The following is a 24,504-nucleotide window of genomic DNA, read 5'->3' as shown; positions in this document are numbered from 1 at the left end:
TGGCACGGAGCTGTGTCGATCACGCAAGGGTTCGGCAACGCGTACGTACCGAGGGGAAATCAGTGTCAGTCAGCGATCTGGAAGCGCAGAGTTCGGTTGTCTCGCGGCGTGACGCTCGACGGTTGCGCAGGGTGACGTCGCGTCGTGAATGGGAAACGCATTACACCGAGGGCTTGCGTGTCACCGACACGGTGGTCGTTCTCGGTGCGGTGACGGTGGCGCAGATCATCCGATTCGGGGACATCGATTTTCGTGAACCGTGGTCCATCGTCGGCTACTTCGGAATATCCGGAATCCTCGCGATTCTGTGGCTGACGTTTCTCGCCATCTTCCGTACTCGTTCTCCGCGAGTGATCGGCAATGGGTCGGAGGAGTACCGCCGCATCGTGTCGGCCACGTTCCGGCTCTTCGGAACCATCGCGATTCTCTCACTGTTGTTCCGTCTGGACATCGCCCGTCTGTATCTGGCGATCGCACTGCCCGTCGGCCTGGTCGGACTGCTGTTGAGTCGATGGGTATGGCGAAAAATAGTGTCGCGCAAGCGTGCTCGTGGCGGATATCAAACCTCGGTGCTCATCGTCGGCAGTCGTAGTTCGGCCCTGGCCATGGCCAGGTCGTTCGAGCGTTCCCCTGAAGCCGGCTACAGCGTGGTGGGTATCTGCCTACCCAACTACGAACCCGGCAACGACTCGTCGTTCACCATCGACGGCGTGGAGATTCCGGTACTCGGGGATGAACACAGTGTCGTCGAGGCCATCGAGACCTCCGGCGCAGACACCGTGGCGGTGACGGCCACCGAGCACATCGGCCATCACGGACTGCGAAAGATGGTGTGGGATCTCGAGAAGAAGAAGGTCGACCTCGTGGTGTCGCCGGGAGTGGTGGACGTGGCAGGTCCGCGTCTGGTGATGCGTCCGGTCGCGAACTTCCCGCTGATCCACGTGGAGAAGCCGCAGTACAACGGTGCGAAGCGATTCAGCAAGACGGCGTTCGACTTCCTGTTCGCCGCAGCGATCCTACTGCTGATTTCTCCGGTTCTGATCACCCTCGCCGTGATCATCAAGCTCACCAGCAAGGGCTCGATCTTCTACAAGTCCGAGCGAATGGGCATCGACGGCAAGCCTTTCCAGATGATCAAGTTCCGCAGCATGGTGCAGGACGCCGACAAGCGAGTGCAAGAACTGGCCGCCCTCAACGAAGGGGCGGGCGGGGTGTTGTTCAAGATGCGCGACGACCCACGGGTGACCCGAGTGGGCAAGGTGATGCGCAAGTTCAGCCTCGACGAGCTGCCTCAGTTCGTCAACGTGATCAAGCGTGAGATGAGCGTGGTGGGTCCGCGGCCACCGCTGCGCAGCGAAGTGGAAACGTACGACGGTGAAGTGCGCCGGAGGCTGCTCGTCAAGCCGGGCATCACCGGGCTGTGGCAGGTGAGTGGTCGATCGGATCTGTCGTGGGAGGAGAGCGTTCGTCTCGATCTCTCGTACGTCGAGAACTGGTCCATGACAGGCGATCTGCTCATCATCGCCAAGACCGCGGTGGCCGGCCTCAAGAGCGACGGCGCGTACTAGTAACTCTGCCACTCACCCTGCGGTCGGTCGGTTTTGTTCGTATCATTGCGCAATGACAACTGTGTCGCAGAACGGGCGTGATGTTTCCATGGGGCAGAACATGTTTCATGATTTCCTGGCAGATCGCATCGACGTGATCGCCCGCGTCCATCTGAACAGGTCCACCTCGCTGCACGCTGTGATCTCCGACAGTGTGGACGCCTACACCTCGGCGTTCGCGGAGTTTCACGGCACCGAGGCACCGTTGGATCTTCTGGCTCCAGAGGTCCGCGCCGAGCTGAGCGATTTCGTCCACCGCTGCGCCGAGGCCGTCGAGGAGCCGGAGAACCCGCAGTTTCCCGTTCGTCGCTGAGAAACCTTCGCTTTGCTGGTTGTTCAGCTCGTCCTGTGACTGCAGTCTCCTGGGTGACGGGCGTGATGGCCTGTGTTTACTATTCCCCTGTGTGCGCGTGATCTGAAGGCGTTGTCCTCCAGATACTTACTGTGACGCTTCGTCACGGGCTCTTGTCGAGTACGCCATTGCTCAGAACGACTGACGGGGAAGATCAGATGCGAATCACAGTGTTCGGTACCGGCTATCTCGGTGCCACTCACGCCGCGTGCATGGCCGAGCTCGGCCACGAGGTTCTGGGCGTGGACGTGGACCCGGCCAAGCTTGCGAAGCTCGAAGCCGGCGAGGTCCCGTTCTGGGAGCCCGGTCTCGAAGAGGTGCTGCAGCGCAACATCGCCGCCGGACGGCTGCGCTTCACCGCGTCGTATCAAGAAGCTGCCGACTTCGCAGAGGTGCACTTCCTCGGTGTCGGTACTCCCCAGAAAAAAGGTGAGTTCGCGGCCGACATGAAGTTCGTCGACTCGGTCATCGAGACACTCGCGCCGTTGCTCACCAAGCCGGCCGTGATCTTCGGTAAGTCGACCGTCCCCGTGGGCACAGCCGAGCGGCTGGGCAAGATCGCCCGCGAACTCGCGCCTGCCGGCGACGACGTCGAGGTCGCGTGGAACCCCGAGTTCCTGCGGGAGGGCTTCGCCGTCAAGGACACTCTGCACCCCGACCGTCTGGTGCTGGGCGTCGATCGTGCGCGTCCGGGTCGCGCCGAGGAGCTGGCTCGTCAGGTCTACGCGCAGTTGCTCGACGAGAAGATTCCATTCCTGGTCACCGACCTGGCCACGGCCGAGCTGGTCAAGGCGTCCGCCAACGCGTTCCTGGCCACCAAGATCTCGTTCATCAACGCCATTGCCGAGGTGTGTGAAGCCGCGGGAGCCGACGTCACCGTGCTCGCCGATGCCATCGGCCACGACGAGCGCATCGGCCGCAAGTTCCTCAATGCCGGCATCGGCTTCGGCGGCGGCTGCCTGCCCAAGGACATCCGGGCGTTCATGGCCCGGGCGGGTGAATTGGGCGCTGACCAGGCGTTGACGTTCCTGCGCGAGGTCGACAACATCAACATGCGACGCCGGACGCGCATGGTCGAGCTGGCACGCGAGGCTTGCGGATCGCTCCTCGGTGCTCGGGTCGCCGTGCTCGGTGCGGCCTTCAAGCCCGATTCGGACGACGTCCGTGATTCACCGGCTCTGAACGTGGCCGGGCAGATCCAGCTGCAGGGTGCAGCGGTCAACGTGTACGACCCCAAGGCCATGGAGAACTCCCGGGCTCTGTTCCCCACTCTGACCTACAACAGCTCTGCGCTCGAAGCCTGCGAGGGCGCTGACGTGGTGTTAGTGCTGACGGAGTGGAAGGAATTCAAGGCTCTCACTCCGCAGGACCTGGATGGCGTCGTGCGCAGCAAGAAGCTGATCGACGGCCGAAACTGTCTGAACCCGGAGCAGTGGCGGGCGGCCGGATGGAGCTACCGAGGGCTTGGACGCCCCTGATCGCGTTCGACCCGAACGAATGATTCATTCGATGGAATGAATTCGTGTGCTCGTTTTTCTTCGATTCGACTTCTCGTTATTTCGGCGTCTACGAGCTTCGGAGTCAGCAATATGCTTGTTTCACCCCAGGCTGGGCGGTGTAGAGGTTTGTTCAGCACGCTGTCGGGACCACTGGGTCTATGGATCGCACGATAAACGGTGCTGTAACTTGTGAGGTCTCACATTGCGGTGGTCAATTGTGGTCAGTTGTAACGTTTTTGGGCCACGGCACGGTTACACCTGGTGGGTTCCTGTCGCACATATCGCCTCGTCAGCGATGGTGTGGTAAACCGGATACCTGCTGTTATTCATTTGTGATCTGCGCCGCTCGCGTGGTGCATCGGATAGCGGCGTGGGACTATTTCAATTCGATACCAGTTGCTCTCCGGATTGGTTCGGAACAAATTCGCGCGTTCACCTCTGGTGTTCGCAGTAATGCAGAGGAGGGGAGCACGTTGGCATCTGTCGGGGCTGCACAGCGCTCTCTGTGGGGATCTCCACGTCGATCGGACGTCATGCCGACGCGCAAGCTCACCTCACGTCACGTGTGGGAAGAGCAGTACATCAGGCGCCTGCGGATCACCGACATCGTCGTCATCATCGCTTCGGTCGCGCTCGCTCAGATCGTGCGCTTCGGCGACGTCGAGACCACCGGATTGCTGTCGACGACCACCTACACCGGGGTATCCGTCGCTCTGGCAGGTCTCTGGATCATGTTCCTTGCAATCTTCCGCACGCGGTCTCCTCGCGTCATCGGCAACGGTGCCGAGGAGTACCGACGCATCGTCTCGGCCACCTTCCGTCTGTTCGGGGTCATCGCTATCGCGGCTCTGCTGTTCCGCATCGACATTGCCCGTCTGTACCTGGCAATTGCATTGCCTGTCGGGCTGCTGGCTTTGCTGCTGAGCCGGTGGATCTGGCGCAATGCCGTGACTCGACTTCGCAGCAAGGGCGAGTACAAGACCTCGGTGCTCATCGTGGGTAGCCGTACAGCGGCGGTATCGATGGCGCAATCGTTCGAGAAGTCTCCAGCATCGGGCTACGCGGTAGTCGGAATCTGCATGCCGGGGTACGAGGCTCCGCGGGACGGCGTAGTTCACATCGAGGGCACCGACATCCCGGTACTTGGTGACGAGCACGATGTACTCGATGCTATCGGGGAGTGCGGTGCGGACACTGTCGCCGTGACGGCCACCGAGCACCTCGGTCACAAGGGCATCCGCAAGATGATCTGGGACCTGGAGAAGAAGGATGTCGACCTGGTCGTCGCGCCGGGTGTCGTCGATGTGGCCGGCCCCCGACTGGTGATGCGACCCGTAGCGGGCTTCCCTCTGATTCATGTCGAGAAGCCGCAGTACAACGGTGCGACCCGCTTTAGCAAGACGGCGTTCGACCTGACGTTCGCGGCCCTGGTCCTTGTCATGATCTCGCCCATCCTGTTGGCCGTCGCCATCGCTGTGAAGACCACGAGTCGTGGCCCGGTGTTCTACAAGTCGGAGCGGATGGGCATCGACGGCAAACCGTTCTCGATGATCAAGTTCCGCAGCATGACTGTCGACGCGGACAAGCAGGTTGCCCACCTCCTCGATCAAAACGAGGGTGCCGGCGGCGTTTTGTTCAAGATGCGTGACGATCCGCGGGTGACGCCTGTCGGCAAGGTGATGAGGCGTTTCAGTCTCGATGAGCTGCCGCAGTTCGTGAACGTTCTCAAACGTGAGATGAGCGTGGTGGGACCGAGGCCTCCACTGCGCCGTGAGGTCGAGACCTACAACGGTGAGGTTCGTCGGCGACTGTTAGTCAAGCCGGGAGTCACGGGTCTGTGGCAGGTCAGCGGACGATCCGATCTGTCGTGGGAAGAGACTGTCCGACTGGACCTTTCGTACGTCGAGAACTGGTCGATGGTGGGGGATCTGCTGATCATTGCCAAGACCATGAAGGCCGTGGCTGGAAGCGACGGAGCTTACTGAGTGCCATGTCCTAGCCAGATTGAAATGCCAGATATGGGCTCGGCCCTAGAGGAGCGGAAACGATGAAGCGCGCGTTGATAACCGGCATCACCGGCCAGGATGGCTCGTACTTGGCGGAATTGCTGTTGAGCAAGGGCTACGAGGTGCACGGCCTGATTCGACGGTCGTCCACTTTCAATACCTCTCGCATCGATCACCTGTACCAGGATCCGCACGATAAGGACGCCAAGCTGTTCTTGCACTACGGCGATTTGAGTGACGGCGCTCGGTTGGTCACTCTGCTCACCGAGATCCAGCCGGACGAGGTCTACAACCTGGGTGCGCAGTCGCACGTCCGAGTGAGCTTCGACGAGCCCGAGCACACCGGCAACACCACCGGCGTCGGATCGATCCGCCTGCTCGAGGCAGTACGCCTCGCAGGTCTGCAGTGCCGCTTCTATCAGGCATCGAGCTCCGAGATGTTCGGCGCGACACCGCCTCCGCAGAACGAGGACACCCCGTTCTACCCACGCTCGCCATACGGCGCAGCGAAGGTCTATGCCTACTGGGTCACCAAGAACTACCGCGAGGCGTACGGCATCTTTGCCGTCAACGGCATTCTGTTCAACCACGAATCCCCGCGTCGTGGCGAAACGTTCGTCACCCGCAAGATCACCCGCGCGGTCGCACGCATCAAGGCAGGGCTAGAACAGAACGTCTACATGGGCAACTTGGACGCCATCCGCGACTGGGGTTACGCACCGGAGTACGTCGAAGGCATGTGGCGGATGCTGCAGGTCGATGAGCCGGACGACTTTGTGTTGGCCACCGGTGGCAACTTCTCGGTGAAAGACTTTCTCGTCGTGGCCTTCGAGCGAGCCGGCTTGGACTGGGAGAAGCATGTCAAGTTCGATGAGCGCTACCTGCGCCCCACTGAGGTGGACGCTCTCATCGGCGATGCCAGCAAGGCCGAAGCGAAGCTCGGGTGGAAGGCCACGGTGCACACGCCCGAGCTTGCGAAGATCATGGTTGACGCCGACATCGCAGCGCTCGAGCATGAGGGCCGTCCGTGGATCGACCGTCCGGCACTACCGGATTGGGCATGAGCACCGTGGCCACGAATGGGTCGGCGGTAGCCGGCTACACGCCAGGACCGCTCGATCGTGACGCGCCGTTCTATGTAGCGGGGCACCGCGGTTTGGTCGGATCGGCCATCTGGCGGCAGCTCAAGGCCTCGGGGTTCAGTGACCTGATCGGCCGCTCGTCCTCCGAATTGGACCTCAAGGATCGCGACGCGGTGTTTGCGTTCTTCGAGGAAACCAAGCCAAAGACAGTGGTACTAGCGGCAGCCAAAGTTGGTGGCATCCTGGCCAACAGCACGTATCCCGTCGACTTCCTCTCGGACAACCTGCGCATACAGGTGAACGTGCTGGACGCGGCCCTGGCGCAGAACGTCCAGCGCGTGTTGTTCCTCGGTTCGTCGTGCATCTACCCAAAATTGGCTCCGCAGCCGATCAAGGAGGAGTACCTCCTTACCGGGCACCTCGAGCCGACCAACGATGCTTACGCGATCGCGAAGATTGCAGGCATCCTGCAGATCCAGTCGGTACGCAAGCAGTACGGCTTGCCGTGGATCTCGGCGATGCCAACCAATCTGTACGGCCCGGGTGACAACTTTTCTCCGAAGGGCTCGCACGTCCTGCCGGCCCTTATTCGTCGATACGACGAGGCACGTAGAGACGGTCTCGATACAGTGACCAACTGGGGAAGCGGCTCTCCTCGACGTGAATTCCTGCATGTCGACGACATGGCAGCTGCGTGTATCCACCTGCTTGAGAACTACGACGGACCAGAACAGGTGAACGTCGGTACCGGCGAGGACGCGACGATCAAAGAGATCGCCAGTATTGTCGCATCTGCCGTCGGATTCGAAGGTAAGACCGAGTGGGATACCACCAAGCCGGATGGCACCCCGCAGAAGTTGCTGGACGTGAACAGATTGCGGAACGCGGGATGGAAACCGCGAACGTCGTTGCCGGACGGAATTGCATCAACCGTGAGTTGGTATAGAAATAACTTCACAACCCTGAGAATATAGGTAGCAGTATCGTCAGATATTAACCGGCGGGATAGGCAGCCGAAATGACAGTTCATCAATCAACCTACGCGAGAACAAGGTAGGGGTTGCAGGAAGGCTGATAGCTCATGACTTTGCTAATGCTCGCTGGCCTGGCGGCCGGAGCGTTCTTGTTCATCGAGTTGTTGCGAAAATTTCCGATGCTGCCACTCCTTCTTGCTAGCTTGGCCGCTGCAGTCGTATGGGACTTTCCTCGGTTGCCACCGTTGACCTCAGTAGGCGGAATCACTGTTTACCCGCAGGACGCCCTCATTATTTGCCTCATCGTTATATGGTTAGCGTTCACTGAACGGGCCCCCAGGCTGTGGCCAAGGCTCCTCTTCCTGTTGCTCGCATTCTTGATCTCTTTTGGTTTAATGCTTGGCATTGTCGACTTCGGCATCGCTCAAGCTGTGAACGAATCCCGGATAATCGTATGGGTCCTTGTGATACTTGCTTGGTTTTCGAGGTTTCGGGCCCAAGAAATAAATCTAGACGGCATCAACCGCGCACTAATGGCAACCGGCTGGGTATTGGTCGGCGTGGCCTTCTATCACGCTGCTCGGTACGGCTTGGGTGGTGCAGGGCAGATAAGAAGGCTAGGCGATGGGTCGATAAGTACGAGTCGTATTCTAGTATCTGGACAGGCGATGATCCTAGTAGCGTGTCTCTGTTCCCAGATGAACGTCTATTTGCGAAGGCCGAACTTCTTTTCCGCAGTAAGTATTGTCTCATTCCTCTTGGTTATTGTAGCCGCCCAAAATAGATCAACCTGGATCGCTGCCGCGATTGGCATCCTCGTAATACTGGTGCTGCTGACCGGAAAATCGATCTCGCGCGCACTGATCTTCTTTCAGTCATTTTTGCTGGTGCAGCTAATTGCACTGACTCTCGGGTTATGGGATCCGATTTTTGACGCCCTGGGCCAGAGCGCCACCGATACCAGAACCTATGAGTCAAGAACCTCGGGTTGGTCTGAATTGATTGCTCTACAGGCAGAATCTGGAATTACCTCGATCATGTTCGGACAACCCTTCGGAACCGGATTTTCTAGGATTGACACCAATGGCCAGAGCATCAACTTCGCACCACACAATTGGTATGTCTTGATCCTTCTGCGTGTCGGGGTGCTCGGCCTCCTTGCGTACCTTGCGATCGTGATTGTAGTTACACGCAAGCTATTCAGGCGCGACGTTGAACCTATGTTTGCCGCCATATGGCTCTCTTTGGCGGCATACTGTTGGTTCTATTCAATCGAGTGGTACATGGCACCGATTGCAGGGATATGCGTTGCAGTGGCATACTCGTCAATAAATTCGCAATCGAATTCAGTACAAGCCCCATGCTCGGAAGCAGTAAGCCCGCGACGCCAAGGAGTGAGTAATGAATGCTAGCTATTCGAACGCCGACATCACTGTCAGTGCCGACAATATTGCTGGCGATTGTGCGGGAAAAAAGACTATATCCCTGATTTTCATCGTCGCGTGCCACAACCGTCGCGCGCAGACCACAGCGTGTTTGGAATCTATTGAAAGGGAAGCTAGCCGAGCAGGAGTGCGGTGGAGACTGGTCGCTTTTGATGACGGTAGTTCGGATGGCACTTTCGAGGCCCTGACCAATTTCGGCGATTCGGTGACCGTGCTCTACGGGGACGGGTCCAATTTTTGGGCAAGGAGCATGGCTACGGCCGAGCGTCATGCCCTTCGTGATGTGTCGGACTCCCCCGACGATGTACTAGTTTGGATCAACGACGACTGCGAACTATTGGATGGGTGCCTTGACCAGATAGTCACGCTGTTGCGTGAGCGTAATGATGGCATCCTTGTAGGTGCAATGGTCTCAAGTGATCGCCGAACTACCTCGTACTCCGGACTCGTTTCGAAGGGTCTTCATCCGCTCAAGTTCGCACTAGTTTCCCCCAACGGAAATCTGCAAGAAGTCGACACGTTTAATGGAAATTTGGTATTTGTGCACAAACGTACTGCGCTTAGATTGGGCGGTATAGATGGTGGATTCTCCCATGCGCTTGCCGACTTCGACTACGGACTTCGCGCAAAAGAGCACGGAATACCAATAATGTTGCTACCGCAGTTTATGGGTATATGCGATCGAGATCATATCTACACTTCTTCCACGGATTCTGTCTGGGCTGAGTGGCGAAAGCACATCGCTGTCAAAGGTGGGGGTGAACCGAAGTCGCTACGGCGAGCATTGTCTCGACACTCACCGGGCACGTGGATCCTCTTTTGGGTCGGCTCGTACACGGCGTGGTGGGCCCGCGCGGTCTCACGAAGCGGGCGATTATTCGCTCAAAGGGCGTTCAAATTCTTCGCCGTGCGCGGCAAAGGGGCAATTCAGAACCGCGACAGGAACGTGCGCTAATGAAGCTGCTCACGGTCTATATGCGGGAGGTAATAAAGAGACTTCAGGAAGGCATCACCCGCCGTTTGGCCGTACGGGAAAATGTAACCGTAGGCAAGAATCTACATGTTGGCCCTGGTAGTGTAATTTGGGCTCCTCGAACCCTGCAGATCGGAGCCGATGTTTACATTGGAAAACACGTGACAATACAGGTCGATGGTCAAATCGGTGACGGGGTATTGATTGCAAACGGTGTTGGGGTGGTTGGTAGGCGGGATCACGATATGCACGACATCGGCCAAACAATCCGGCGCTCCAAATGGGTGGGCGAGGACACATCCCTTTCGGATCCCGTTTCCATAGGTTCCGACACTTGGATTGGCTACAACGCAGTCATCTACTCTGGTGTGACTATCGGAAATAGCTCAATTGTCGCCGCGGGGTCAGTAGTCGTGAAGGACGTGCCAGCAAACACTATCGTTGCTGGAGTGCCCGCGAAAGAAATTAAAGTCCGTTTCACCCCTGAAGAGTTTGAAGAGCACTGGCGCGTTTTGCGTGCCGCTGGTGTGCACTGGATAGGCGGTAGCAAGTAGTGGTTAAGATTTCAGCAGCCAGAAAGCGTGTTGCGATTATTCACCCTTGGATGCCGCAATACCGGTTGGCGTTCTTTCAGCGACTTTCCGAAAAGTTAGAATCATCCGATATTGATCTGACCGTGTATTATGGAGAAACGCCGCCGGAGTGGAAGAAAAGAAACGATTCCCGAACCCCTGATGGTATGTTTTGCTTGCCAACAAAATTTACTCGGTTTGGCGGACGACTTGTATCGCGAAAAGACGTATCTGATTTGCGTAGCGCGGGACCCTTTGACCTACTGATCTTGGAACAAGCGATCAGGAACGTCGAAACCTATCAGATTGTCCTTAATCAACGTCGTTACTGCAAAGATATTGCAATGTGGGGGCATGGTAGGACTTATACGAAAAAGAAGACTAATCTTGAGGAACGCTTAAAGCAAGCTTTGACACGCAAGTCTAGTTGGTTTTTTGGATATACCGACGCAGGGGTGCAAGAAGTAGAGCGTAATGGGTTTCCCTCGTCGTCGACGACAGTGGTTCAAAACACTATCGATGCAGACTCTCTTCGCCGAGATCTATCGTCAGTTACTGCCGAGGAGATAGCAGAATTTGAATCGTTGCATTCGCTCGGCGGCACTACTGCGGTCTACGTCGGTGGCCTTGATTCTGCAAAGAAGATACCCTTTCTTCTCGACAGTGCTCGCATAATACGAGATATGGTGCCAGATTTTACACTGCTCGTGATTGGATCAGGCGACCTGGCGGGCATGGTCGAAAAGGTTAGCTCGAATTCGCACCACGTAGTATATCTAGGGCCATTGTTTGGCAAAGATAAGGCGCTCGCCCTGAGATCCGCATCGATCATGCTAAACCCAGGACGCGTGGGGCTAGTTGCTGTCGATAGTCTTTGTTCAGGTTTGCCAATCGTAACTACGGATTGGGAATTCCATGCACCCGAGTTCGAATATTTGACCGACGGATCGACTTGTTTGGTGTCATCCTCTGATGTTGAAGTATATGCGCACCAAACTGTGAGTCTATTCAATAATCCTCAGCGCCTTCGTCTAATCCAACAGAATTGCATGGCGCAATCGGCCCAGTTCTCGACCGATGACATGGTCGCCAGATTCGCGACCGGCATAGAGTGTGCCCTTGAGCGAGGAGACTAGTCATGATTAACGCAGATATTTCTGCGCAAGGCGACCTTTTGGCCATATCATTCGCCACGCGCCCGTCTCAAGGTAGTGAAGGTGGCGTCGGATGGACATTCGTTAGGGCAGCTGGGCAGCTTGCGGAATCAACCGGTACCCATGTCGACTTGATCTGTGACGGCCGTGACGAGATCGAATTGCGGGCGGCGATGGAATTTGAATCATGGTCGAATTCTATGACTGTGCATCCAGTAGCATTGCCCAGTGCAGCGCTCGCGAAGTTCGGAAATGCTCGGACTCGTCTAAGTTACTTGGCGTGGATGCCTAAGGCTCGGCTTCTAGCTAATCGCCTCGTTGCTAATAGCCGTTACCGTGCCTCCCATCAGTTCACGTTTGCAACCGCGTCAATGCCATCGTGTTTGCCGACCAAAGCCGCAATGAGGGTATGGGGACCGCTGGCTATTCCAGACATTTCGACAAGCAGCGAATTGTCAAAGTGCAATTTTCGTGATCGCATTGGGGTGAAAGCTGGCCAGTACGGTTCTCGTACCTTCATCTCGAGTGTAAGTCGACTTATCTGCCAGAACGACAATACGCTCTTGGTTGCCAGGACGCGGGGAGTTCCTGCGACTCTAGAACCAAACGTCGTTGCAGAGCCCAGGGTCCGGGCCGTTTCAACAGACCAAATCCTGACCCTTGCGGGCAGTCTAATTGAGAGAAAAAGGCCATGGCTTGCTTTGCAAATGATAAATGATGCAAAGATGAAGGATTTCAGGCTGCAAATAGTTGGCGATGGTCCTCTACGCCCAGAGATGGAGCGTTACTGTCGCCTGGAACGCATCTCTAGCCGGGTTGAGTTCACGGGACATATCAGCCACGCAGATGCAGTTGAGCGCATCTCCATTTCTGCCGCGCTTGTTCATTTCGCAGTTAGGGAAGGCGCGGGTTGGGTGGTTGGGGAGGCTGCTGCGGGGGGCGTCCCGTCAGTTGTGCTGGGCGCTACTGGTGCGGCGACCGTCCTTAGGCTGTCAGGGGATTTGGGAGTGAACGTTGCTGAGTGCGACTCGGCTGCTCCTCCCCTCGACCAAGTTCGGGAGGCTGTCTTGCACACTGTGGAGCGTGATAACTGGCTTCCTTCGTCCCGCTGGAGTGCTAAGCGGCTTCCGGAGCTCGTCGGGCAATGGACATCCTCGCCTGAGCCGAGATCCGGCTTCGACGAGAGAGCGTGAGGCTCTGATGAAAGTGCAGGGGTTAATCAATGACGTCTAGGCTTCTCGTGCTTACGAACGAGTCGGAGCTAGGGGTGGGTGCGCCTGGCGTTCATGACGTGCTGTTGCAGCTCGACCAGGAAGGCGAGACGTCTCTCGTGGCAGTCGATAGTTGGCGACCACAGCCGGGGGAGACCAAGCTGGAGGCCTCGCGCCGCGTCAGGCTGCATCTTGCTGACGTCAATTATGATTTCCTGTTTGTTGTGAGTCCACGAGGAGGGATTCTAGAGAAATCACTCGCTGAATCTCTCGATACTCTTGTGGGGAATCGCACCGTGATAATTTGGGAAGGCGACCCAATTGCGATGTGGAAAATCGATTCTGAATTACGTTGCTGGTTAAAGGCTGCAACGTTTGTATTCAGTCAATATGGATCCCCCCAGCCAGAGATGCTTCTCTCGATCGGCGTTCGTATGATCTATCACTTGCCGGCTACCTATTGCCACGTACAGTTCAAGGACGCGGAAATTCACGAACCAGCGCTGACGTCCGCATTTGAAGCTGTAATGGTCGCGAGCAATAATCGAAGACGTTCGTTGATCTCAGCAGTTCCAGGTGCAGGTAGTCGACGTCTGGTGGCGCGCAGTCTCCGGAGAGATCTCGGTGGTAATTTCTTACTGCATGGAACGAATTGGCCACGGAAGTGGAATGTACGGTCTGTGCCATTTCGAGGTCAGATTGAAGCTATTCGTCTTGGTGCAGTTAGTGTCAATTCGGACAACACTCCAGGATGGGCTGACTCAAGCAGCAATCGATTGCCCATCTCGCTGCTAGCGGGCCGACCACATATCACCTCAAGTCACAGGGGAATGCTATGGGCTCCGGACCCCAGCGTTGGGTTGCATATGAGTCCAACGCCCGCTTCGTTAGTCGCAACCGTGCACGAATTGCTTGGTGGGGACCGTTTTTTGCTAGCGAAGAGTGGACTAAAAGCGCGGGAATGGGCGTTAGGTAGGGTTAGTCATCGACAATCAATTAGATACATGCTCCAAACGGCGGAAGTAATTCGACAGTCGGGACTTCCTAGAGACCCTTGGCTACTTCTCCCCGGCCCATGGACGCAGCATAAGAATACCCAAAAATGAGCGCAGCGGGTGTCCTGCGAGGTGCCGCTTGGACATACGGGGCGCAGATAGCAACTATCATGCTCCAGCTAGCCTACGCCGCGACGACTTCACGTTTGGTGGGCGCAGGGGGCTTCGGTACCTACGCTGTGTCACTAATCGTGGCGGGGATGGTTACCCTCCTCGCCTCCAGTGGTTTAGGGCAGTCGGTCGGACGTCTCATGGAGCTCCAAGCGGGACAGTTGTCGAAACTCAACCTCTTCTCCTGGCTAGTTGGATCCATAGCCTCAGCGTTTGTGTATCTTTCTGCAGATACTTGGGCAACTATTTGGGGTGACAGTGAAGCGGCTTCGCCGATACGCATGACTGCGGCCCTTGCCCTCGTTTCCCCTCCGCTTGGCGTAGCGACGGGCTTGATGCGGCGCACTGGTGAATTTCGCAGTCTTGCTGTACTTACTCTATTTTGCAATGCGGTAGGGATGCTGGCCGGAGGCTTCGCCGCATATCAATGGAGATCGGCGAGTTCTCTAGTAGCCTCGGCGATCATCGCGCAATGCCTGCTTGTGGTGTGCGCTACCTATCAAAGCCGAAAATATCTGTTGAGATCTCCATGCGGTTCCAAGATACGTTCCTTGGTGATATTTAGCTGGAAAATCACTATCGCCAATATGCTGTCCTATTTTACAGGAAATATCACGAGGTGGGGCGTCTCGCGAATGATGGGCCCTGCAGCGCTCGGCTCCTGGAACCGGGCCGAAGTAGTTACGACAATTCCTTTTCAGCAGCTACAATCTGCGATGGTACAGGCTGTCTACCCAGAGTTTCGCCATGATATTGATTCACCGAAACGGGCGCGGCAGGTCTGGCCTGAAATGCTAACGTTGGCCGCTTGGGTTGCTTTTCCCACAGCTTCGGTGCTGGCAGTTCTGGGTCCGGAGGTGATCCCGGTTCTACTCGGACCTGGGTGGACCGAGACGAGTCAGCTGGTTCCCTACTTGGCAGTCGCGGCTGGCTTACAATTGATTTCCACGCTACTTGCATCAGCTGTTGAGGCACTGGGGCGATTCGGATGGATCTGGTCAACTCAGGGAATTTTGATTACTGTACAGCTCATTAGCCTTTTCGTGCTATGGATATACCGCGATCTAATCGTAGCAGTATCGGCATTGATCGTAACCGGCCTAGTGCGGCATGCTTACCACGTGTTCTTATGCGTGAGGGCGAACTACATTGGTTTTCCACGACTTGCGCGCGGATATGCGGAAGCCGTCACTGCTTCTTTGCTGCTATCGGGCCCATTGTTGCTCCTATTGAATGGTCTCAGCAAAACCGGTAGTCCTTTGCCTTATTTCGTTCTGGCATTAGTGCCGCTCCTCAGTTTCGGTTGTCTCTTTGTTTTGATTCGAAGATCTCTGCTCATTGAGATACTTGCGAAGTATGGATGGATTCCATCCAAGGTCCTTTCATTACTGCAGATTCGGAGGAAATAGTGCGTATAGCGATTGTCGGCCCAGTCAGCCCGCGTGGGCTTGCGTCGTTTTTCAACCGCGAAGATGCGGTCAGGGCGATGCAAGAGGGTGGAAACTACGGTCAGGCACCCACTGCTTTGGCTGCAGCTCTGTGCGATGCCGGTCATAGCATTACCGTTGTTTCTCATCGGCGTGGACAGCCGTCCCTTGAGTTGCGAGGACCGACTATGCGCTTCATTCAGGTTGCTTCGAGGATGAAAGCTGGAAGACAGGCCTTGGACTGGTGGCGGGAAGAACGACAGAGTATGGTGGCGGTTCTCGACCAATTAAGTGTGGATATCATTCACGCACACTGGACCTACGAGTGGGCTGCGGCAGCGCTATCCTCGACGGCCGCACCTACTGTAATTACAGCAAGAGATGCGCCCTTGACGATTTTACGTTATCAGAGTGACGCTTACCGGTTACTAAGGACTGTATTGGCCTACAATGTTCGGGTGCGTGCTAGAAACAGCCTTATTCTTGCCGCATCTCCGTACATGGCAGAGCGTTGGCGGCGAGAAATGTTCTGGTACAAACCTATCCCAATTGCTCCGAACTTAGTTTCATCCGCCGTTTCAATGCGGGGAATAGCGAAGACCGAGAATCCATCGATAGTCGAAATCGCGGATTCAAGCCCCCGGAAAAACGTATGGAAACTGCTTGAATCCTTCGCGATGGTGCGTTCGGATTTCGAGAATTCAACGTTAACTCTGATTGGAGATGGTCTGTCGGAGAACGATTCGCTTTATTTAAGGGCGTGCGCGGCAAATCTAACTGACGGAGTGCGGTTTGCGGGTATGCTTGAGCGGGAGCCTTTGTTGAAAATTCTCGAACAGTCCTGGATCCATGCGCATCTATCTGTGGAGGAGAGTTTCGGCAACACATTAGTCGAGGCCATGGCATTGAGGACTTCTGTTGTCGGAGGTGCAAAGAGCGGTGCCGTCCCGTGGGTACTCGGTGACGGGGTGTGCGGTGAGCTGGTGGAAGTGAATGACGTCATTGATGTGTCAAACCGCTTGAAGGAACTGATCTCTAATCCTGACCGACGTCGACAGTTTACTGATAACGGACTGTTGCGATTGAAAGAAGTGTTTTCGGCCGAAGCCGTTGTACGTTTGCACATCGACTCGTACTCGGATGCAATTGGAGGCTTAAATTGAGAGTTTTGCACCTGATGGGTTCGCTAAACCCTAGTGGCATGGAGAGGATGTTCATTTCGGCTGCTGAGGTGCCGGTTTGGATCTCGCCGGATTCCGAATCACAAACTGTAATCGTTTGTCAGGGCACTAGTCACCCATTTCGTCTTGAATTGGAGTCTGCAGGATACACCGTCGTGGCCATTTCTCCAATAGACAGCTTTTCGGGTATTCTGCAAATGTCGAAAGTTCTTAAAGATTTCACTCCCGATATCGTCCATATCCATACCGAAGGGGCCTTTGCAGTTGCGGTTTGGTTGGTGGTCACCCGGTCGCGTAAAAGTAAGATTATACGAACGGTGCACAACATCTTTCCTACGAGAGGTCGTACATCGTTTAGCCGTCGAGTTCAGGCAGCTCTGGCGGACTTTTGTGTTGATAGTTTCATTGCGCCGTCGCCGGACGTCGCCGAGAACGAACGGGCGCTTGGGCGCAACTGTCGGGTCATATTTAACTGGGTTGGAAGCAAGTTCAGCACAAGCCATGCATTGGGTGTAAGTAACTTAACGGCAGCTAAGGAGTTAGATGCTAGCGTGCCGTCGGTTGTTATGGTGGGAAATTGTTCAAGAATTAAGAACCACCAATTTGTGCTTGATATCTTAGTCTCGTCTTCGCTCGGCCTTTACCTTCATGGTTCGGAGGCGGATGCGAGTGAAAGGGAGGTTCGGCTGCTAGATAGGATTGCGGCTGAAGGCCGTCTGCTACATCGTGGTACCGGTGACCCGTTTTATAGTCTCTTGAAAGGCTCTGTTTACCTTATGCCTTCGTTGCGTGAGGGCTTTGCAGTCGCTTTGGCGGAGGCGTTGTCTATGGGGTTGCCGTGTGTTGTGTCCGACGTTCCAGGTTTGAGATGGGCGAGAGATCTACCGGGTGTCTTTATGCTTCCGCTCGACGATGCTCGTTGGCGAGAATTGTTGACTGTAGATTGGTGTAGGTCTGTAGGTAATTTCTGGGACCGACGTACACTTGTCGATTTTAGTGCAGAGCGTGGCGTTCGCGATTACCAAAATGTCTACCGAAATGCAATTTGTTCCTGAAGACGGATTGAGCTGGGAATTTTTGACAGCGAGCGCCTGACTGGGCCGTGCTACTTGCGACTGTCTATTACAGCGGAATAGAGGAATCTAATGTTGCCAAAGACATACCGCCTCCAAAGTCGCTTCGGCTCGACGGTGAAACGGTACAACCATTCGGTACCTGTTTTCTGCATCCAGTGCGGGGCCTCTCTCACTGTGCCTGCGCGGAAGTCGAATGCGGCACCGACTGCAATGCACGGTTTCGTGAGTCGGACGCTTAACTCTTTAGCTACGTAGTCTTGCTTGGGTGTTCCGAGTCCAATCCAGACGTAATCGGCGTTCGTGGGCTTTACGTGTGCTTCACAGTCGTCAATAAAATCTTTCGTGGCCTCCGCGAAAGGCGGTGCGTACATGCCTGCTATCTGTAGGTTTGGTAGGTCTTGCTTTAGTGCAGCTTGTAGCTTGAGGAGTGTTTCATCTGTGGTTCCCAGAAAGAAGTGCTTCAATGGCTCCGTGCTCGCTCGGCTGAGAGTCAACTCAAATAAAGATGGGCCTCGGACTCTTTGGGGCTTTAATTTTCCAGACTGTGCATGCATAAACCATACTACCGGTGCTCCATCAGGGTAATTAAGTCCGGTCCCGTTTAGTAGATCGCGATACTTAGGGTCCTTCGAGGCAAGGGCAACGCAATATGCATTCGCTAAACGCACAGGTATCGGTTCTGCTTTCCTGCCAGCTTCAATAACGCGGTTCGCGGCCTCGCTTAGGGTTGTAACTTGAAACACAACATGGCCAACGCGTACACGGTTAAGCGCTGCTCTTCTGTCAGGCATCGAAGCTCCTTGGCATTGTTGCTGGGCGTGGCGGATGGTGTTGAGATTGAGCATGGGCTGCACTTCAGGCGTGCGCCAATTACCTTACCGCAAGGCCACGGTTTCATGACATCGTGCCACAATCCCGCGTTCAGTCGTGCGAAACGGCGTCTTTTTCTTCTAAGAGTTTGTTCCGCTGCTTCTGGTTCACGCATCAAGCCAATAGAATTCTCCGCGACCATCATTGCGTCCTATTGTCAAACGCACCAGTCGTGGCTCGCAAAATTCATCGTTTAGATTTGCTAATTGTTGAATTTCGTGAACATTGGGTCCTCGCAATTGCATTCTTCACGATAGTGAGTTAGCTGAATTGCAACTAGGCGTATTGCAAACTGTGGGACCGTTAGCGGGTCTTGTTTGTGTAATTTGTCGAGGTTTACCCGGGTCTCCCGGTCTCGCGGTCACACTAGCCCGGGGGTAGGCCAAGTGCTGTCGCAACTGTCTGTTCCCAAAGCTTCCCTCCTCGGAGATTTGGATGGTATCCATCGGGGTTGAGTAGGGTCGTGAGATCAGGCTCTGCCCGGTAGGCGGAATCTACGTCGATTATGCCCGTTGGCATATTTTCAGCCGCAAAGATCGTTCGTTGTGAGTCGATTGCCAAGTCGTGTGACTGCGCTTTCTGGTCTACCCGAGGGTTCTGAAGTATTACGATCGCTTGTTGATCGGACTTTGCCGCGGTCACGTTTCGAACGATTTTGCGGACGTTGTTTGCGCTCGACGTCGAGACGTCATTGTGTCCGTGGCTGACTAGAAGAAGGTCTGGCGGGGCCGGGACTAGGTCTTGGTAGTGATCAATCGAATACTGTGACGGTTTGCCGGAGGCGGATCCGTTCCAAATATTGATGACTGGAGTTCCTCCAGGGCCGAGCTTGGTCTCGCTTACGTAGGCGTTGGTTTCAACCGACCAATCATGAATAAGAACTCCTCGGCCGAGCCGTGCTAGCCGCTCGCCAAGCATATACACCCATTCGTCCTTACCGTTCCCGGTTGAATCGCCCACTACCGCGATCGTATAGGTCTCGGGAGTGAGCAGTCGTTGGCCGATCGCCTCCAGATCAGGCTTCTCGATTGTATTGTTAAGCACTGGAGCCGTGTACGACGATTCCGATGCGTCGACGGCGCGACCATTGCGGTTGGTGTCGTACATGAGTCCCACGCCAACCGCAAGGACCGTCACTATGCCGAGGACAGAGGCAATTAGCAGATTCCGTTTAGGCTCGCCGACGGGCGTTGGCAGTGAGCTACGAAGTGAGTGTATGTGCTTAGCCATGTCTGGCATTGTGCCGTAAGGCAGGGGCGGAAGGCTTGGCGAACGGGCTGACAGTAGGTAGCTGACGGCAACCGAAGCCTCAAAGAGAACAAACACGGTCAATGAGCCTGGATCGTGATGTAGTGGTAGTACGAGCTCGCGTCCATGATCGATCCCAGAATTACGATGAAAATGCCACAAGTGCGACGAACACTAGATGTTGCCGAGTACAACATCACCCTGTTGGTCAGTGGAGCGGTGAAGTGAGTGGTCCTCCGATGCCGGCCGCGGGCACCGTTGCCGCACCCAGTATGGGGAGTGTCGCGGAAGGTGCAGGGAACGAGCCGGACCCGCTTATCACGAAGGCACCGATCGCGATGGTGTCGGGCCCCAGCCATGCCAAGGGTGTGCGAGCAGTGTGTGGCGAGTGGATTGGACCACCTTTCGTTGCGGCTTGTGATTGCTTCGCGCGATGGCAAGTGGATGCTGTCCAAGGTGAACTCGTGTCCCCGACCGACCGACCCGGCCGCCATCGCCGAAGACTGGCGGGGTTCACGTCGACGCCAACGGCCATGGGCCTACGCGCGAGCGGGCTGTGAAGGCGCTGCAACAGCGTTAGCTGCAAAGGGCATGCCTTCGGGAGCGGCTTACAGCAACGTCGCAAACTTAGCGAACGAACGGATTGATGCAGGCTATCCCGCTACTGATCTGCTGCCGGTGATCTCGCGTTGAGTCGACGGAGCCGCGCAGGACGGCCAGGCGATCATTGCGCCAAGAACGTCACTGCGGCCCGCCGAGTGTCGAGAATCACCCTGGCTTTCGGTGTTGTCCGTTTTCGGCCTACCGTCGCTGCGTACGGGGTCGGGGATCGGTTGGTGGCGCGCTTGGTGGCTGGTTCGTCCAAGCCCGAAAATTGGGCCGTCTTGAGCCAGTGAAACCTCACAACGGGTCATTCACTTGATAATGCTCGCAAATCAAACGAATGAAATGTCGAAAGCGTCGCGGCGTCTCATCCGGTGCACAGGAATCAAATACCTATGTAACGATTGAGCCACGCAGTGACACGTTGCGATTTGTGCGAACGGACGAGGGAGCTCGAAGCATGGAGATACAGGATTATCTGAAAATCCTGAAGGCGCGATGGATCATCATTGCCGTCACCGTGATCGTAGCGATCCTGGGGGCCTTGACTGCGTCCTTGCTGACGACGCCGCTGTACGAGTCAAGCGCCAGAATGTTCGTCTCCACCTCCGGTGGCACGTCGGTTAGTGAGACGTACCAGGGCAACCTGTTTTCTCAGCAGCGTGTGGCCTCGTACTCCGAGTTGGTTGCGAGCGAAGCGCTCGCTGCCCGTGTTCTCGAAGTTTTGCCGCTCGGTCTGACCCCTGCGCAGCTGGCTGCCAAGGTCAAGGCGTCGTCGACTCCCGACACCGTTCTGTTCGACATCACCGCCACCGACTCGTCCCCAGCGATAGCTCGCGACATCGCTAACGCGATGGCATCGGAGCTCACCACGCAGGTGCGTGACCTGGAGACCCCAGAAGACGGAGGTACTCCGTCGGCGGGCGTCAAGACTTTTCAGCAGGCCGACTCGTCCGCATCGCCAGTCAGTCCGAACACCAAGCGCAACCTCGCCCTCGGTGCCGCCGTCGGCCTGTTGCTCGGTATCGCACTGGCAGTGCTGCGGGACCGCTTGGACAACACGATCAAGAATCGTCGTGAGATCGAGTCGATCTCCGGCAAAGCACTCGTCGGCACCATTCCCTTCGACAAGGAACGCAAGGCGCATCCGGCCGTCGATTTCCAGGACCTCACCCAGTCGGCCAGCGCCGAGGCCTTCCGTGAGCTCCGCACCAACCTGCAATTCCTCGAAGTCGATCATCCGCCACGAGTCATCGTCGTCACCAGTGCGATTCCCAGCGAGGGCAAGACGACCACTGCGCTGAATCTGGCGATCTCGCTCGCCGAAGCCGGCCACCACGTCGTTCTCGTCGAAGGCGATCTTCGTCGTCCGCGTATCTCGAAGTACATGGGCCTCATCGGTTCGGTCGGCCTGAGTACGGTGCTGGCAGGGCAAGCGAAGGTGGATGAGGTGCTTCAGCCGACCAGGTACGAGGGTCTGCAAGCAATGGCGTCCGGTCCGATTCCGCCCAACCCGTCCGAGCTGCTGGGTTCGGAAGCGTCTCGCGCCCTTCTGGTGGAGCTGCGCTCCAAGTTCGACTACGTCATCGTCGACGGAGCTCCGCTATTGCCGGTGACCGACTCGGCCGTTTTGACCACCCATGCCGACGGCGCTCTGATGGTCACCCGCTACGGGCATACCAAGAGCAACGAATTGGTCAGGGCTATCGGCAACTTGGAAACAATCGGAGCGCACGTCCTCGGTGTGGTGCTGGCATTGACTCCCTCGAAGAAGGGTGACATGTACAGCTACTCGTACAACTACGTCGCCGATACCAACTTGCCCAAGCAGGTGACACCACCGGTTCCCGCGCCTGCACCTCAGGCACCGGTCGCCTCGACGACGCCGGTGACCCCTCCCGCTCCCGCACCGGTACATGCTCCGCCGACGCGACAGTCCTCTCCTCGGTCTGCTTCCGCATCGCCTGCTGCCGGCCCGCGTACCAGGGAGGCAACCCGGGAATCCGAGGCCTACCCCAAATCCCAGCAGCCGGAGACTCTGCACAGAAACGGAACCGAAAACCCGAGACTGCGGAAGTAGCAATCAGGGAGGCCGGACTCGACTCGATTGCGAATAGTTGAGCTTCGGCCGTCCGCTCGTTCTGTGACAATTCCTGCGAGCGTCATCGCCGCCAGTAGTACCGGCGTGGAAACATTTGGGATCTGCGCTGTGGCAGCTACCGCGACAAGCAGTTGGACGACCACGGTGAGCCTGTCGCTGATGCTGGGTTCGATTTTCTTTTCTTACTGATATGTAGTTCCTGACGTGGCAGTTGATGATTACCTCGTCGAAACTACACCCGTTGTGGTCGGGAAACTTGTTGACCAGCAATGGTTTTCGTGGATCATCTGCCGACCGAAAGCGGTACCTGACGCACGTTATGCCCCCATCGGTTCGGTCGGTGGCGGGTCCGGTTTGACCGACGACGGCACCGGCCTCTTCACAATCTCGTCCGGTTCCTCGATCACCGAAGACCCATCCAACGCCGGCCTCTACCTGATCGGAGCCTGACTCATGGCCAAGAAACTGATTTCCATCGACGACTCCGCAGCCGCAGGCTCGCGTCTCCCGTCTGCTGTCCGCACCGAACTCGCCGCAGTCCCGGCGATATCCGAGAAGATCACCGCACCGACCGGTGGTTCCACCGGCCAGGTGCTCGCGAAGGCGGCGAGCGGGTACACCTGGGCCACACCCGCAGCGGGCACCGGCGTCGCCACCATCGACCGCGGCGAAGCGGTGATGAGCCGCATTCGACTCAAGACCGGCGACAACAAGATCGGGATCATCGGTGACTCCACCGGCAACTCACCTACCGAATGGGCAGACCTTCACGCCACGTATCTCGCTGCGAAGGACACCGACCGGCGCTGCGAAATACTGCACTGGAACGAGACGACCCAGGCAATGGACGCTGCCACAGTGGTTCAGCCAGGAATTGCAGGAGCCTCTGCAGGAGTCGTTTTCCATGACACCTTCACTCGCACCGCAACCGAGATAGTGGGATCTACCCCAGACGTCGGCCCAGCATGGATCGGAGACAGTAGTAACTCATCAGGCGACTGGTCACTTGACGGAACTGCAGCTTTGCGGACAGCGGATGCCACAAACGGATACGTCGTTGCGAATGGCGGTGTCGACGCAAACAGTAGGGTGACCTTCGACTTCACTGTCGGTGCCGCGACAGGCGGCGGCGACAACCAGTCGCGGTACGCCTTCCGGTATCTGAACACTCAGACCTTGCTGTGGGTGTTCATCAGCATCACAAATTCGGGGTCGGCCACGGCCTTCCTGCGCAAGACCATCGCAAACGTGACTACCACAATTACACAGCAAACCTTCACCATCGACACTGCGTCGTCAGCCGCGCCGGTCTCCTTGGTGTGCGAGGTCGTAGGCGATTCTGTGACGGTTACCGTGAACGGCACCGTAATCACGGCAACGCTGACCGCAGACGACCTGGCCGCACTCGCTGGATCAACTAAGGCCGCGTTCGGCTATGGCCGTGCCGGAAACCGGATGCTCGAATTCAAGATGGAAACTACAAACCAGGTGACAGCTCGGCTGCTACGTGTCTACAACGCATCACAGTCAGGATCAACCCTCGCCTACCAGCAGTCACGGCTGGCGACGATGCTCCCTGAATCACTTGACCTGGTGTACATCAATTCGTGCCACAACTACTCCTCGGACACTATCGCTACTTACATTCCGAAAGTGGAAGAATTCGTCACCGCGCTTCGCACCGTGCAACCCACCGCATCAATCGTCATTTCAAGCCAGAACCTACGTCGATCTCCCGCCGACAACATCGCCGCTCACGTTTCGCGAATGTCAGCCCTGAAGTCCTACGCAGTCAAGCGCGGCTACGGCTACCTCCCGGTAGCGGAGGCGTGGGCTTCGAGCGCCGCGGACCCCGCATCACTCATGCTCGCGGACGGCATCCACCCGAGCACAGGGGCGAATTCGGGTTCGGTGCTGTGGGCCGGTGTAGCGAACGCCTACATGGACGCTCGCTAGG

19 protein-coding genes are annotated in these 24,504 nt (G+C 56.6%); 17 read left to right on the top strand and 2 right to left on the bottom strand.

Going from position 1 to position 24,504, the window contains the following annotated elements:
• Positions 1 to 62: 62 nt before the first annotated feature.
• The 14 genes from CH291_RS06970 (at position 63) to CH291_RS06905 (ending at position 17,704) form a co-directional block, all read left to right on the top strand.
• On the top strand, positions 63 to 1,568 hold the full coding sequence (locus tag CH291_RS06970) for a sugar transferase (protein ID WP_373455110.1): 1,506 nt from the start codon (positions 63 to 65) through the stop codon (positions 1,566 to 1,568).
• Between the two features lie 52 nt (positions 1,569 to 1,620).
• The gene (locus tag CH291_RS06965; RefSeq protein ID WP_143545892.1) at positions 1,621 to 1,920 is read left to right on the top strand and encodes a hypothetical protein; all 300 of its coding nucleotides are present in this window, start codon (positions 1,621 to 1,623) and stop codon (positions 1,918 to 1,920) included.
• A gap of 197 nt (positions 1,921 to 2,117) precedes the next feature.
• A complete protein-coding gene (locus CH291_RS06960; RefSeq protein ID WP_094687010.1) occupies positions 2,118 to 3,437 on the top strand; it encodes a UDP-glucose dehydrogenase family protein in 1,320 nt (439 codons plus the stop codon).
• Positions 3,438 to 3,991: 554 nt separating this feature from the next.
• Positions 3,992 to 5,443 carry a sugar transferase gene (locus tag CH291_RS06955; RefSeq protein ID WP_094687009.1) on the top strand — a complete coding sequence of 484 codons (1,452 nt, stop codon included), beginning with the start codon at positions 3,992 to 3,994 and terminating at the stop codon, positions 5,441 to 5,443.
• Positions 5,444 to 5,505: 62 nt separating this feature from the next.
• Positions 5,506 to 6,528, top strand: coding sequence for a GDP-mannose 4,6-dehydratase (gene gmd, locus CH291_RS06950; RefSeq protein ID WP_094687008.1), 1,023 nt, complete (start codon positions 5,506 to 5,508; stop codon positions 6,526 to 6,528).
• Positions 6,525 to 7,520: a GDP-L-fucose synthase family protein gene (locus tag CH291_RS06945; RefSeq protein ID WP_094687007.1), complete on the top strand. Its 996-nt coding sequence runs from the start codon at positions 6,525 to 6,527 to the stop codon at positions 7,518 to 7,520. Before gmd ends, CH291_RS06945 begins: the two co-directional genes overlap by 4 nt.
• A gap of 107 nt (positions 7,521 to 7,627) precedes the next feature.
• Positions 7,628 to 8,932 carry an O-antigen ligase family protein gene (locus tag CH291_RS06940; RefSeq protein ID WP_094687006.1) on the top strand — a complete coding sequence of 435 codons (1,305 nt, stop codon included), beginning with the start codon at positions 7,628 to 7,630 and terminating at the stop codon, positions 8,930 to 8,932.
• A complete protein-coding gene (locus CH291_RS06935) occupies positions 8,922 to 9,920 on the top strand; it encodes a glycosyltransferase family 2 protein (RefSeq protein WP_094687005.1) in 999 nt (332 codons plus the stop codon). The genes CH291_RS06940 and CH291_RS06935 overlap by 11 nt, the downstream gene beginning before the upstream one ends.
• Positions 9,920 to 10,492 (top strand): acyltransferase, encoded by a 573-nt coding sequence (locus tag CH291_RS06930; RefSeq protein WP_094687004.1) that lies wholly within the window; start codon positions 9,920 to 9,922, stop codon positions 10,490 to 10,492. Before CH291_RS06935 ends, CH291_RS06930 begins: the two co-directional genes overlap by 1 nt.
• Positions 10,492 to 11,646, top strand: coding sequence for a glycosyltransferase family 4 protein (locus tag CH291_RS06925; protein ID WP_143545891.1), 1,155 nt, complete (start codon positions 10,492 to 10,494; stop codon positions 11,644 to 11,646). The genes CH291_RS06930 and CH291_RS06925 overlap by 1 nt, the downstream gene beginning before the upstream one ends.
• A gap of 2 nt (positions 11,647 to 11,648) precedes the next feature.
• Entirely contained in the window at positions 11,649 to 12,857 is a 1,209-nt protein-coding gene (locus CH291_RS27380) for a glycosyltransferase (protein WP_094687002.1), read from the top strand.
• A 1,120-nt stretch (positions 12,858 to 13,977) separates the two neighbouring features.
• On the top strand, positions 13,978 to 15,450 hold the full coding sequence (locus tag CH291_RS06915) for an oligosaccharide flippase family protein (RefSeq protein ID WP_094687001.1): 1,473 nt from the start codon (positions 13,978 to 13,980) through the stop codon (positions 15,448 to 15,450).
• Positions 15,402 to 16,631 (top strand): glycosyltransferase family 4 protein, encoded by a 1,230-nt coding sequence (locus tag CH291_RS06910; RefSeq protein ID WP_094687000.1) that lies wholly within the window; start codon positions 15,402 to 15,404, stop codon positions 16,629 to 16,631. The genes CH291_RS06915 and CH291_RS06910 overlap by 49 nt, the downstream gene beginning before the upstream one ends.
• A gap of 38 nt (positions 16,632 to 16,669) precedes the next feature.
• Positions 16,670 to 17,704, top strand: a complete 1,035-nt coding sequence (locus CH291_RS06905; protein WP_179276459.1) for a glycosyltransferase — start codon at positions 16,670 to 16,672, stop codon at positions 17,702 to 17,704.
• 50 nt (positions 17,705 to 17,754) lie between these two features.
• Here the strand turns inward: CH291_RS06905 and CH291_RS06900 are convergent, their stop codons facing one another.
• Together CH291_RS06900 and CH291_RS26520 are read right to left on the bottom strand one after the other, a co-directional pair.
• Positions 17,755 to 18,516: a WecB/TagA/CpsF family glycosyltransferase gene (locus CH291_RS06900; RefSeq protein WP_094687144.1), complete on the bottom strand. Its 762-nt coding sequence runs from the start codon at positions 18,514 to 18,516 to the stop codon at positions 17,755 to 17,757.
• Between the two features lie 445 nt (positions 18,517 to 18,961).
• Positions 18,962 to 19,825 carry an SGNH/GDSL hydrolase family protein gene (locus CH291_RS26520; RefSeq protein ID WP_179276458.1) on the bottom strand — a complete coding sequence of 288 codons (864 nt, stop codon included), beginning with the start codon at positions 19,823 to 19,825 and terminating at the stop codon, positions 18,962 to 18,964.
• Between the two features lie 1,081 nt (positions 19,826 to 20,906).
• Between CH291_RS26520 and CH291_RS06895 the strand changes: the two genes are divergently transcribed.
• From CH291_RS06895 to CH291_RS06885, 3 genes are all read left to right on the top strand, one after another.
• On the top strand, positions 20,907 to 22,526 hold the full coding sequence (locus CH291_RS06895; protein ID WP_094686998.1) for a polysaccharide biosynthesis tyrosine autokinase: 1,620 nt from the start codon (positions 20,907 to 20,909) through the stop codon (positions 22,524 to 22,526).
• 225 nt (positions 22,527 to 22,751) lie between these two features.
• The gene (locus tag CH291_RS06890) at positions 22,752 to 22,997 is read left to right on the top strand and encodes a hypothetical protein (RefSeq protein ID WP_143545889.1); all 246 of its coding nucleotides are present in this window, start codon (positions 22,752 to 22,754) and stop codon (positions 22,995 to 22,997) included.
• 3 nt (positions 22,998 to 23,000) lie between these two features.
• A complete protein-coding gene (locus CH291_RS06885) occupies positions 23,001 to 24,503 on the top strand; it encodes an SGNH/GDSL hydrolase family protein (RefSeq protein WP_094686996.1) in 1,503 nt (500 codons plus the stop codon).
• The last annotated feature ends 1 nt before the right edge of the window (position 24,504 follow it).

Source organism: Rhodococcus sp. 14-1411-2a (genome assembly GCF_002259485.1).
Taxonomy (GTDB): Bacteria; Actinomycetota; Actinomycetes; order Mycobacteriales; family Mycobacteriaceae; genus Rhodococcoides.
The sequence above is the reverse complement of the archived record's forward strand: the minus strand, read 5'-3'. Positions and strand labels throughout refer to the sequence as shown.

Bases quoted from the DNA above. Each gene is read 5' to 3' on its own strand.
- CH291_RS06965 (WP_143545892.1), top strand. From the start codon at position 1,621: ATGACAACTGTGTCGCAGAACGGGCGTGATGTTTCCATGGGGCAGAAC.
- CH291_RS06960 (WP_094687010.1), top strand. From the start codon at position 2,118: ATGCGAATCACAGTGTTCGGTACCGGCTATCTCGGTGCCACTCACGCC.
- CH291_RS06955 (WP_094687009.1), top strand. From the start codon at position 3,992: ATGCCGACGCGCAAGCTCACCTCACGTCACGTGTGGGAAGAGCAGTAC.
- gmd (WP_094687008.1), top strand. From the start codon at position 5,506: ATGAAGCGCGCGTTGATAACCGGCATCACCGGCCAGGATGGCTCGTAC.
- CH291_RS06945 (WP_094687007.1), top strand. From the start codon at position 6,525: ATGAGCACCGTGGCCACGAATGGGTCGGCGGTAGCCGGCTACACGCCA.
- CH291_RS06940 (WP_094687006.1), top strand. From the start codon at position 7,628: ATGACTTTGCTAATGCTCGCTGGCCTGGCGGCCGGAGCGTTCTTGTTC.
- CH291_RS06935 (WP_094687005.1), top strand. From the start codon at position 8,922: ATGAATGCTAGCTATTCGAACGCCGACATCACTGTCAGTGCCGACAAT.
- CH291_RS06930 (WP_094687004.1), top strand. From the start codon at position 9,920: ATGAAGCTGCTCACGGTCTATATGCGGGAGGTAATAAAGAGACTTCAG.
- CH291_RS27380 (WP_094687002.1), top strand. From the start codon at position 11,649: ATGATTAACGCAGATATTTCTGCGCAAGGCGACCTTTTGGCCATATCA.
- CH291_RS06915 (WP_094687001.1), top strand. From the start codon at position 13,978: ATGAGCGCAGCGGGTGTCCTGCGAGGTGCCGCTTGGACATACGGGGCG.
- CH291_RS06910 (WP_094687000.1), top strand. From the start codon at position 15,402: ATGGATTCCATCCAAGGTCCTTTCATTACTGCAGATTCGGAGGAAATA.
- CH291_RS06905 (WP_179276459.1), top strand. From the start codon at position 16,670: ATGGAGAGGATGTTCATTTCGGCTGCTGAGGTGCCGGTTTGGATCTCG.
- CH291_RS06900 (WP_094687144.1), bottom strand. From the start codon at position 18,516: ATGCCTGACAGAAGAGCAGCGCTTAACCGTGTACGCGTTGGCCATGTT.
- CH291_RS26520 (WP_179276458.1), bottom strand. From the start codon at position 19,825: ATGGCTAAGCACATACACTCACTTCGTAGCTCACTGCCAACGCCCGTC.
- CH291_RS06895 (WP_094686998.1), top strand. From the start codon at position 20,907: ATGGAGATACAGGATTATCTGAAAATCCTGAAGGCGCGATGGATCATC.
- CH291_RS06885 (WP_094686996.1), top strand. From the start codon at position 23,001: ATGGCCAAGAAACTGATTTCCATCGACGACTCCGCAGCCGCAGGCTCG.